At 31.1% G+C, this 5,735-nt stretch carries 4 protein-coding genes; all 4 read right to left on the bottom strand.

Going from position 1 to position 5,735, the window contains the following annotated elements; translation table 11 throughout:
* Window positions 1–176 precede the first annotated feature (176 nt).
* The 4 genes from CKF59_RS03680 to murB all read right to left on the bottom strand — a co-directional run bounded on the left by CKF59_RS03680 (window position 177) and on the right by murB (window position 5,712).
* Window positions 177–1,280 carry an adenine-specific methyltransferase EcoRI family protein gene (locus CKF59_RS03680; RefSeq protein ID WP_119534631.1) on the bottom strand — a complete coding sequence of 368 codons (1,104 nt, stop codon included), beginning with the start codon at window positions 1,278–1,280 and terminating at the stop codon, window positions 177–179.
* Between the two features lie 185 nt (window positions 1,281–1,465).
* Window positions 1,466–2,644, bottom strand: a complete 1,179-nt coding sequence (gene dcm, locus CKF59_RS03675) for a DNA (cytosine-5-)-methyltransferase (RefSeq protein ID WP_119534630.1) — start codon at window positions 2,642–2,644, stop codon at window positions 1,466–1,468.
* A gap of 1,152 nt (window positions 2,645–3,796) precedes the next feature.
* Complete coding sequence (locus tag CKF59_RS03670) at window positions 3,797–4,612, bottom strand: hypothetical protein (RefSeq protein WP_119534629.1); 816 nt, start codon at window positions 4,610–4,612, stop codon at window positions 3,797–3,799.
* 47 nt (window positions 4,613–4,659) lie between these two features.
* The gene (murB, locus tag CKF59_RS03665) at window positions 4,660–5,712 is read right to left on the bottom strand and encodes a UDP-N-acetylmuramate dehydrogenase (RefSeq protein ID WP_119534628.1); all 1,053 of its coding nucleotides are present in this window, start codon (window positions 5,710–5,712) and stop codon (window positions 4,660–4,662) included.
* Between the last annotated feature and the right edge of the window lie 23 nt (window positions 5,713–5,735).

Here is a 5,735-nt window from a genome sequence, read left to right as displayed (position 1 = left end):
ATATAAAATTATTTAGTCTTAATTTAACTTTTTATAGAATTTCATTAATTTCTTTATTCAAGTTGATGTAATTTTTGTATTCTAAAAGGTAGGGGGAAAAGTTGTAAACTAAAATCTTATCATTTTCATCTCTTAACAAAGTACTATTTATGCAATCAACTAAATGAATAATAATTTCAAACTACTTTTTTAGAGATTAACACTCTTGAATACAATCTTTTACCATTTAAGTATGCTCGATCTAGCTTTCCTTTCCAGTTAACATTTATAATAGGATCTAACAACCTATCTTTAACATAAAAATCCATTCCTATAATTTCAAATTGATCAGGATTGTATTTATCTAAAAAGCTAATAGGAACGCCCATTACCCCACTATAATCACTTGGAATAGCATTTGTCTTTGGTACTTCTATAGCTTTATAGTTATCGTACTCTTGATAGGCGTTTGTTTTAGCTATTTGTTTATTAAATTTCAAGTTTTCATCCATTGTCATTAGCTGTAATGGGTCATGTCGTCTACCATGTTCAATATTAGTAAACCAACGAACTCCTTTAACCCTAATGAACTTAGCCCCATTTTCATCTATACGAAATCCAACAGCATTAAGAGGATAATTATCTGGAACTCTAAATTCACGATCTCCACTACTAATAGTCGCACCTAACCATAATTTATTTTTTTGTATTAAAGGGAATACATCTTTATAAGTTATCGAATTCATATTGCCAATAATACTAAACTCTTTTTTTGCTTCAAAAATCCATGCTAAAAATTCACGAAATAAGGAAAATGGTGGATTGGTAATAATAATATCTGCCTCATCTCGTAAAGATTTAATTTCATCACTACGAAAATCTCCATCCCCTTCTAGATATGTCCATTCAATATCATCTAAATCCATCCCCCTTTCAGTATTCTTACCTTTTGTTAATATAAACATCTTACCTTTATGAATAGATTTAGTTTTATTGTAATTTACACTATTCTTTTCGAATAGAATAGCTTGATCATTAGATTCTGATTTATCTTTAGGGGAAAAACTTGTGCTTATTAATTTTTTTAATCCTAAATTTGCGAAATTTTGAGTAAAATAACGAGTAAAATTACTCCATTCAGGATCGTCACATGGTAATAGAACAATTTTGTCTTTGAATACATCTTGATTAAATTCAAGATAAGCCTGCATTTCCTTTTCAATGTCATCATATTGAGTATAAAACTCATCATTTTTTTCATTTTTTGCTTTAGTTAATGTACTACTTTTATTTAATGACATATCGTAGATTTCTCTAAATAATTACATTGTGATATCTCCTCCCCTAAAGGGCAATATCACAGGAATAATAAAACTCCTAAAAACTTTTACTACACTTTTAAAAGCAATTGATCCTATTATTCCTTAGTAACTTTATACTTTTATTGGACTTAGGGGGGGGGTAGAATTTACCCTAGAAAGCTTAATTAACTTTCTAATACTTCGAGCATTTTCTTAGCTATAGCATTGATTACAGGTACTGATACCGAGTTACCAAACTGTTTATAACTTTGAGTATCACTTACAGGGATAATAAACTCCTCAGGAAAACCTTGTAACCTTGCAGCTTCACGTGGAGTTAACTTACGAGGATTGTTATTCTCTTGAGCAATAAGAATCTCACTCCCATCTTTATAGTATCTTGCCGAAAGAGTATTAGTATAAGGACTTTGAGCATCAAAAAGGGTATAACCAAAACCATTTCCTTTTTCTAGATGTTCGGCTTTTCTTCTTTGATGTCCTTCCCACAGTTTATCGGAAATAGTATATTTAGCGTCAACTTTCTTTTCTAAGATATCTCCAACTTTGGTTTCTATTCCAGTAACCTCAGGAAAAGTAAATTCTTCCCATTTTGCAACTTGCTGAGGATCAAAACCAACGATATAAATTCTTTCTCGATTTTGAGGTAAACCAAAATCTCTTGCTTTCAGTACTTTATAAAATACTTTATATCCCAACTCTTCAAGAATATTCAGAATGGTTTTAAAGGTATTTCCCTTATCATGAGAAACTAAGTTCTTTACATTTTCTAGTAAAAAAGCTTTTGGACATTTCCCTTGAATAATTCTTGCTACATCAAAAAACAAAGTTCCTCGAGCATCTGAAAAGCCTAACTTTTTTCCAGCTTGCGAGAAAGCTTGGCAAGGAAAACCAGCTAACAAAATATCATGCTCCGGTATTTGCTCATTGCTAACTTGAGTGATATCCCCTACCGGCATTTCTCCATAATTTATCGAATAGGTTTTGGCAGCAAATTTATCTATCTCACTACTAAAAACCACTTGAGTTTTTCCCGTAAGATGAAATCCTAGTCTAATTCCTCCGATACCCGCAAATAGATCTATAACTTTAAAGGGGGCTTGGTCTGGAGATTTAAAAGGAGCTAGGGTAAATAACTCTAAAATCCTTTGTAATTCTAAAACCGATGGCTCAGCTTCTCCACTTTCCCATTTTCTTAATAGCTTTTCTCTATCTTTGGGTATCCTTATAGCATTAGATAATTCCTCAAAAGTCATGCCTAAACTTTTTCTCTTCTCTCTTATCAGAACACCAATCTTATTTGCGTCGTTAAGTAACTCTTTACCCTTAGTCTTTGACTTATTCATAAGCCTCTATTAATTAAATGATTTATCTACTACTTTTGGTAAAAGGATCTAAAATCTTAAACCACTCACATTATAGCACTTTACATTATGCGTATCTTGTAAACTAACTCTTATAGATCATTGATTATTAATAAATTAAAAAATCACTAAACAAGATTTATCTCTTTCACTAAATTTAAAACATACCTACCCCGCACTCATCTATCACTATCTGAGTACTCAAGAACTGTATTTATATTAAAGGTGCAACTTTTTACTTTAGCTTCTCAAAATAAAAAACTTTTGATTATCTTTTTACCCCTAAAAATGGTAAGTCGACAATAAGCTTTCTTAACTTTGAGCAAGCCAACAAAATTTAGAGTAGTCTCAACCCGTACTCATCTATCACTATCTGAGCACTTTAAGAACTGCATTTGTATTAAAGGTGCAACTTTTTACTTTAGCTTCTCAAGATAAAAAACTTTTGATTATCTTTTACCCCTAAAAATGGTAAGTCGACAATAAGTTTTCCTAACTTTGAGCAAGCCAACAAAATTTAGCGTAGCCTCACCCCGTACTCATCTATCACTATCTGAGCACTTTAAGAACTGCCTTTGTATTAAAGGTGAAACTTTTTACTTTACCTTCTCAAGCTAAAGACTTTTTATCTCTCTTTAAGCTCTAAAAATAGGAAATCAGCAATCGATTTTCTTAACTTTGAGCAAGCCAACAAAATTTTGCTTAGACTAACCCTGTACTCAGCAATCACTATTTGAGTACTTAAGAAGTGCATTTTAATTAAAAAGCTAACTTTTGGTTAAAGTACAAAATTTTGCGTAACATACACCTGTACTTAAATCTAAACTATTTAAGCACTTTTAAGTTGCATTTATTTTAAAGCTCAACTCGCCTCAAGAAGTTGTAAAAACAAACATCTCCTACATAGCTCATGATTTATAAAATTTAGGTTAACCTAACCTCGTACTCATACAAAAAATATTTGAGCACTAAACCATAGCATTAGAGATATAAGCTTTACTCTTTATGTATCTCAAAATTTGGCGTATAAATCACCTGTACTAAGTTTTTTCAAACTTTAGCACTAATCTTGCAATCAATAAAAAGTTATAGACTTTAATCTATGCGTAAATGAAGATCATATGTATAAAATCGCTAGTTGTGATCTTTCCAACTAGAAATTTCTTTCGAATATAAAAATAGATTTAGCTCAGGATTAAGATAATTTCGATGATAGATAATACTGCATGCAAGGTCAGCAAATGGAGTTGCTAGCCAGGTTTTATCGTTTCTCCCAACTCCTGAATATTGATAGAAAGCTATAAGAATTAGATTAAACTTTTCATAATCATGATTTAAATACTTTTCCACATATAGGTTTGTTGAGGGGAGAGCAAAGAATACTAAGCTAAAGGTATTGGCGTTTAAAGCTTCAAATCTACGATTGAGTTTAATTAAAAAATCTAGGCTTTTAGGTTCAAGAATTAGGTGGTTACAATAAATTTTTTCATTAATTAAAATGAATGGATTTTTATAAGCAGTAACAGCTTGGCTATTATGATGTAGTGTAAAGTAGTTTATAGCTAAAGCTTTATCTATATTTTCCAGAGAATTAAACTTCTCTAAATTTTTTTCTAGAATCTGATCTGCAGGTAGGGTTAAGCAGTAGTCTTCTAAGAATCCGAGATACTCTTTGTTTGAAGTTAATTTGTTAATGTAATTACTAACTGTATGTTCTTCAATGGTTTCTTCAAGATTTAATATTTTACAGAGCTTAGCGAGATATTGTGTAAGATGAGGTAGTTCGTCTTTTATCTCATTGAGTAGTTCATGTATAAGTGAATCTCTGTATTTAAGAACTCGTTTTTGATTTGCAAATTTACAAAGACTTATATAAGTAAAATTAAGTAGATATTTTTCAAGATGAATTTTAAGAATAGGATTATTCAAAGAATTATAAATTATTTGCATAGATAGAAATAGAGCTTCAGAAAAGGAAACTGAAGCTCGTTTTATAATTAATTGTGATGTAAATGTTCTAAATATAGACTTGCGTCAACTTCACCATTTTTTGCAATAAAGCGAATTTCGGGGGTAAGTTGAACACCAAATTTTTCAAAAACTTTAGTTTTTACTATCGCCGCAAGATTTGCGATATCCATACCAGTAGCTTTTTCTCTATTGGTAAGAACTAGTGCATGTTGAGGAGATACTTGAGCGCCCCTAAAGGAAAAACCTTTAAGACCTGTATTTTCAATTAACCAGCCTGCACTTAATTTAACCTGCTCTTGATTTAAAATAATTCCTTGTAAGTTAAATCTTTCTTTTAAAACTTGATATTCTATTGAACTAATAATTGGATTCACAAAAAAACTACCACCATTACCATATTGATTAAAGTCTGGTAATTTTGCTTTTCTTGTTTTAACTACGAGTTCTTGAATTTGTTTTGCCGTAACTTGTTCTTTATCCAGTTCGGTTAAAGGGTAGTAAGTTAGTACGGGTTGGTAATTTTTTGCAATCTTTAAGACTACAGTTAGTACGGCATAACCTTTGTTATACTCAGTTTTTAAGATGGAGCTACGATACGAAAACTGGAGTTGTTCATGAGTTAAAGTTATCTTTTCACCTCTTTCTAAATCTAAGAGAATAACTTTATCTACAAATTTTTCAAATTCTACACCATATGCCCCAATATTTCCGATAGCTGCTGTACCTATAGAGCTAGGGATTGAAGCTAGGTTTTCTAAACCATAAATTTTAAATCTATGGCAATAGGCAATTAGCTCATCTATAGTTACCCCTGAGTTTACTTGCAAGACAAAATGTTCTTGAGTGCAAGTTAAGTGGATTCCTTGGTACTGATTTACTACGATTTCTCCATTAAAATCTTCGAGAAAGAGGACGTTACTACCTTGACCAAGAATAATAAGCTCTTGGTTGTTTTCTTTTGTGCGTTGGTATGCTTGTAAAAATTCATGAGGCCAGCGAGCAAAAGAAATTTTATCAGCCTTTATGGGAATTCTAAAGGTTGTTAACTGATGGTTATCAATTTTAATGTTTTCGTTCATTTATTTTTTAATTCTTTTATAAA

Origin of the sequence: Psittacicella gerlachiana, assembly GCF_003585965.1 — a bacterium.
In the GTDB taxonomy this organism is placed as follows: domain Bacteria; phylum Pseudomonadota; class Gammaproteobacteria; order Enterobacterales; family Psittacicellaceae; genus Psittacicella; species Psittacicella gerlachiana.
This window is presented reverse-complemented; position numbering and strand designations above follow the sequence as displayed.

Excerpts from the sequence above, each read along its gene's own strand:
- murB (WP_119534628.1), bottom strand. The coding sequence starts at position 5,712 with ATGAACGAAAACATTAAAATTGATAACCATCAGTTAACAACCTTTAGA.
- dcm (WP_119534630.1), bottom strand. The coding sequence starts at position 2,644 with ATGAATAAGTCAAAGACTAAGGGTAAAGAGTTACTTAACGACGCAAAT.
- CKF59_RS03680 (WP_119534631.1), bottom strand. The coding sequence starts at position 1,280 with ATGTCATTAAATAAAAGTAGTACATTAACTAAAGCAAAAAATGAAAAA.
- CKF59_RS03670 (WP_119534629.1), bottom strand. The coding sequence starts at position 4,612 with ATGCAAATAATTTATAATTCTTTGAATAATCCTATTCTTAAAATTCAT.